Here is a 5,185-nt window from a genome sequence, read left to right on the forward strand (position 1 = left end):
GCCCAAGTCAGCCCGAAGCGTTGCAGGTATTTGCGCAGGCGGTCGCTGTCGTTGGTTCTGGCGAGCTGTTCGCGCGAGACGTTGTAAAGCGCGCGCCCGGCGGCGGCGAGGCTTTTGTGCTGGCGGCAGATGTTAATCACCGCCTCCAGTTGCAGGCGCTCAAACAGGTCAAGCGCGTCGGCGTCTATGGCGGCGGGCAGCGCGCTCGCGGCGGGGCGTTCCTCCTGCCACAGGTATTGCAGGCGGGCGATTTCCGCGTCCACCAGTTCGCGGGTAATGCGCCCCTGCGGTGCCAGCGTGGCGAGGCGCATGATGCTCGCTGCCAAATCGCGGAAATTGCCGCGCCACGCCGCCTGCGGCGAGAGGGCGTAGGCGAGGTAGGCGGCGTGCGCTTCCTTGTTGAAGCGGGTGGTGCGCCCTAGCTCCTGCGAGACGAGGGCGAGCTGGTGCGCGATGTTCGGCTCGATGTCCTCGCGCCGCTCTGCCAACGCGGGCAGTGGGTAGTTCCAGATGTTGATGCGCGCGTAGAGGTCTTCGCGGAAGCGGCCTTCGCGCACGTCCGCACGCAGGTCGCGATTCGTCCCGGCGATGAGCTGGAAATGGCTTTCGCTTTCCTGGTCGCTGCCGACCGGGTAGAAGCGTTTTTCTTCCAGCGCTTTCAGCAGCATCGCCTGTTCGTCCAGCCCCAGCTCACCGATTTCGTCAAGGAACAACACGCCGCCGTCGGCACTTTTCAGGTAGCCATCGCGTTTTTCCACCGCGCCGGTGTACGCGCCTTTTTTGTGGCCGAACAAGGCAGAGGCCGCGCCGTCGCCACGCAGGGTGGCGCAGTTAACATCAACAAACGTGCCGCGCACTTGGTGCCGCGCCTTTTTCAGTTCAAAAATCCGCCGCGCCAGCATCGATTTGCCCGCGCCGGTCGGGCCGGTGAGGAGGATGGGCGAGGGCGAGTTGAGCGCGACCTGCTCAATTTCGGCAATCATGCGGTTGAACGCCGGGTTGCGGGTGGCGATGCCGCTTTTCAGATAGCGCACGGCGTCGTCGCGCACGGCGGCAAGGCGGGCGGCAAGCGCGTCGTAGCGGGCGAGGTCAAGGTCAATCAGTTCGTAGGTGCCGACGTCGCCGCGCGCCATTTGCCGTTTCTGGTTTTTCGGCGGCGCGGTTTGCAGCAAGAGTCCGGGAATCTGCCGCGATTCGACGAGGAGAAAGAGGCAGATTTGCGCGACGTGGGTGCCGGTGGTGATATGCACCCAGTATTCTTCTTTTTCGGTATCAAAGGGATAGTCCGCTGCCCAGTCGTGCAGGCGGGTATAGACTTCGCTGAAATCCCAAGGGTTGGTGAGCTCCATCTGCACCAGATTGACGGCGGTGTGCGGCGCGCGGTCGCGGATGTCGGCGCGGACGAGGTCGGCCAGCGGGCGGTATTTGTCGGCGTAGAAGAGTTCGATGCGGTCGAGGATGAGGTCATTGCGCTGGTTCATGGCGACGTTCGGCCGCCATTTCTGCCAGCGGCCTTCACCGCCGCCAGCATCCAGCTGGGTGCCGAGGAAACTGATAACGACACGGGTTTTTTGAGTCATGGTTGTGGGTGGATAGGGATGGATTTTGTTCAGAGATATTTACTCGCCTCCCGGATACTCAGCGCCGCCATTTTTTCGCGGCGGCTTTCTATATATTCCCGTACCCATTCGGGATTGGTTTTGCTGTAATCGCGCAATGCCCAGCCGATAGCCTTGTTAATAAAAAATTCGCTTTGTCCGAGATTGTTATCGAGGATTTGGGCGAGCAGGGCGGTATCGGTTTTTTCTTTGCGCAGTAATTGGTGGTCAATGGCAACGCGGCGCAGCCAAAAATTTTCATCCACGCTCCATTTGAGAATGACCGCATTGATTTCGGGATAACGCAGGGCAATGCCACCGACAATGCGGTCGAGAAAGTCGATAGTGTCCCACCACGATTTCGTCGTGATGAGGCGGTGCAGGCGTGGCAAGTCAGCCGGGGTGAGTTGCCTTTGCGCGGCGCGCAGCAGTTCCAGCGCGGCATACTGGTATTCGCGCGCTTCCGCCTGCCAGCAGGCATCAATCGTCTGCCAATCCACGCCTTCGCGCGCGGCGGCCTTGAGATGTGGCTTAAGCGTCGCTTTAAGCTGCGGTTTGGGGATACCGAGGAAAGGAAAGCGGTTTTTCATGTACGCCTGCATTTGCGCGGCACGCAACGGGTTGGCGAGCGGCGTGAGCAGGCGGACGAAATCGTCATATTTCATCAAATTTCTCCGTAAGATAGCTATGCAACGGCTCAGGGCAGACGCAGTAAATCGCGTTAAAGCCTTCGGCGAGGTTCGGCGGTTCGAGCTATTTGTGGGTGGCGATAGAAGAGGACGAGTTGCATGGCACTATGTTATAGCTATTTTTCTATTTCATAGGATTATTTTCTATATTTTTCGCGTTTTAGGGTAGGGTAGGGCGGCGAGCGAGGACGGTTGGCATGGTTTTTTCTCCTTTGTTTTTAGCGTGTTGTGAAAGTATTTTTGCGCGCCAGCGGCGCTGGCACGTTTCGGGCAATAGGGTTAGTGCAAGTTGCTTGCAGCTTGTAGCGGATAACCGCAACGCCAAATGCGCAGGAAATTACAGGGTCGCGGGTTCGAGTCCCGCCCTGCCGGTTCGCCGGCAGGTAACTCAGCCGGGTAGAGTATGTAAACATTTCCTGCACCCTTGTTGGCGTCTGCGCCGCTGGTGGGCAAATGCCGGAGGAACGCAGCGGGCCCCGTTTGTGTTCCATGCAACAGCCCGCAGAAGAAATCCCTTTCTTCTGCGGAAAAATGAAATTGCTTGCATGGAATACAAACGGGAAGTGAGTCCCGCCCCTGCCACTCGACGGCAGGGTAGCTCAGCGGTAGAGCACGAAAACGTTTCTCCAACCCTGGTTGCCCGCACCCCGGCAAATGCGGAAGGAATTACATGGGGGTCGTAAATGCAGGTTCGAGTCCTGCTCCTGCCTTGCAGGATAGTCTAACGGGCAAGACGTCGGCTGTTTTATTTCTTCAAATCCTCGTTGTCGGGCTTTTGAATTTCTGGAGCGGTGGTTTTTGCCGCCGCGCCGCAACCGTTTACGAATGAATGCGGGCAGGATTACATCAACTAACCGATAACTGTATAAATCATATGGCTCGGTCTGTCTTGCCCTTGCTTGTCATTCGTTTTGGGCGAATGCCGACAGGATTACATTGGAATTTCATTCGACGTGCTAATAACACGACTTAAAAATCCTGTCTTCATTAGTCGCCCGCTTGACAAAGTGATTTATCGCCGCGTCGCAACCGTTTACGAACGAATGCTGGTAGGATTACATAGAAGTCAACTTCATCGTGCTTCGGGCACGGGGTTTTAATCTTGCCAATCACTCGTCGTTTGTTTGGGCGAATGCCGACAGGATTACATTGGTTATCGCAGGTTCGAGTCCTGCCCGCAGCTTGCTGCGGAAATCTTGTCCCTGTTGTCGCCCGCCTGGCGAATGCCGGCAGGACTACAACTTCCCACGTTATTTGTCTTGCCATTACTGGTCGCCACTTTTATTACCAGGAGAATAAATCATGGCCAATTTCCATATCTTTTCATCCAAAAAAACCGATACCCGTAACGAAGCCGGTGGCCGCGCCTATACGCTTTCTCCGAAACAGCAACTGGCGCAACTCGCCGCGACCGGCTGCTTTAACGATACTTTCTATGCGTCCGCCGAAACCCAACTGGAACAAATATTAAATGTCGCGCAAAAAATAGAACCGCTTTTTATCGCAAAAACAGCAATCTACGCCCGCGAATGCGGCTATATGAAAGACATGCCCGCATTATTGTTGGCAATGCTGGCCGAACGCGACGTTGCCCTCTGCGCACAAATATTCGACCGCGTGATTGATGGCGGCAAAATGCTGCGCAATTTTGCGCAAATGGTGCGCAGTGGTGTCACCGGGCGCAAATCATTCGGTACGCGCCCGAAAAAATTGATTCAACAATGGCTGCTTTCCGCCAATGAAAAACAATTATTGCAGGCGGCGATTGGCAATAATCCTTCACTCGCCGATGTGGTGAAAATGGTGCATCCGAAGCCGCGCGAAGCCTGGCGCGCCGCCTGGTTCGCCTGGCTGATTGGCAAACCCTACGAACGCGCCGCACTGCCGCCGCTGACCCGCGCCTTTGAAGACTACAAAGCCCAGCGCAGCGGCAAATTGCCGGACGTGCCGTTCCAACTGCTGACCGCGCTGGAGCTGGACACCGCCGCCTGGGCGCAAATCGCGCACAATGGCTCATGGCAGCAGGTACGGCAAAGCCTCAACACCTTCGCCCGCCACGGCGTTTTCAACAACGAGCGCATCGTGCGCCAAGTCGCCGCCAAGCTCACCGACGCGGCCGCGATTGCCAAGGCGCGCGTCATGCCCTACCAGTTGCTGACCGCCTACCAGGCGACCGGCGGGGATATGCCGCTTGCCATCCGCGAAGCGCTGCAAGATGCGATGGAAATCGCGGTACAGAACGTGCCGCGCCTTGCTGGCAACGTCATCGTCTGCCCGGACGTCTCCGGCTCGATGATGAGCCCGGTAACGGGCTACCGCCCCGGTGCGACCAGCACGACCCGCTGCGTCAATGTTGCCGCGCTGGTTTCCGCCGCCATGCTGCGCCACAACCCGCAGGCGCGCGTGCTGCCGTTTGACACCCGCGTTGCCAAAATCCAGCTCAACCCGCGCGACAGCATCATGACCAACGCGGAAAAACTGGCGCAACTCTGCGGTGGCGGCACCGCGTGCAGCGCGCCGCTGGCGTGGCTGAACCGCGAAAAAGCGTCGGTCGATGTGCTGCTGATGATTTCCGACAACGAATCGTGGGCGGAATTGGCACGCGGCAAAAAAAGCAGCGATATGCTCGCCGAATGGGACAAAATTAAGGAACGCAATCCGCAGGCAAAACTGGTCTGCCTCGACATCCAGCCCTATGCCACCGTACAGGCACGCAACCGGCATGACATATTGAATATTGGCGGCTTCTCCGATCAAGTATTTCATTTGCTCGGCACCTTCGCCGCACAAAATAACAGCGCGGATTTCTGGGTGGAAATGATCGAAAAAATCCAGATAGCGGAAAAAGCGGCTTGATGCCCAAATGGTAGGGGCGGTTAGGCGAAGCCGTAACCGCCC

At 57.6% G+C, this 5,185-nt stretch carries 3 protein-coding genes and 1 tRNA gene; 2 read left to right on the forward strand and 2 right to left on the reverse strand.

Features of this window, described 5'->3' with window-relative positions; all coding sequences use genetic code 11:
• Together rtcR and Q0349_RS08520 are read right to left on the reverse strand one after the other, a co-directional pair.
• Positions 1-1,580 (reverse strand): RNA repair transcriptional activator RtcR (gene rtcR, locus Q0349_RS08515; RefSeq protein ID WP_298080439.1); only part of this gene is annotated, 1,580 nt, incomplete at its 3' end.
• A gap of 29 nt (positions 1,581-1,609) precedes the next feature.
• A complete protein-coding gene (locus Q0349_RS08520; RefSeq protein WP_298080440.1) occupies positions 1,610-2,263 on the reverse strand; it encodes a DNA alkylation repair protein in 654 nt (217 codons plus the stop codon).
• Positions 2,264-2,875: 612 nt separating this feature from the next.
• Between Q0349_RS08520 and Q0349_RS08525 the strand changes: the two genes are divergently transcribed.
• Both Q0349_RS08525 and Q0349_RS08530 read left to right on the forward strand, forming a co-directional pair.
• Positions 2,876-2,997 (forward strand) — tRNA-OTHER (locus Q0349_RS08525).
• A gap of 592 nt (positions 2,998-3,589) precedes the next feature.
• On the forward strand, positions 3,590-5,143 hold the full coding sequence (locus tag Q0349_RS08530) for an RNA-binding protein (protein ID WP_298080441.1): 1,554 nt from the start codon (positions 3,590-3,592) through the stop codon (positions 5,141-5,143).
• Positions 5,144-5,185 lie beyond the last annotated feature (42 nt).

Origin of the sequence: uncultured Cardiobacterium sp., assembly GCF_938028185.1 — a bacterium.
GTDB lineage: Bacteria > Pseudomonadota > Gammaproteobacteria > Cardiobacteriales > Cardiobacteriaceae > Cardiobacterium.

Excerpts from the sequence above, each read along its gene's own strand:
- Q0349_RS08520 (WP_298080440.1), bottom strand. The coding sequence starts at position 2,263 with ATGAAATATGACGATTTCGTCCGCCTGCTCACGCCGCTCGCCAACCCG.
- Q0349_RS08530 (WP_298080441.1), top strand. The coding sequence starts at position 3,590 with ATGGCCAATTTCCATATCTTTTCATCCAAAAAAACCGATACCCGTAAC.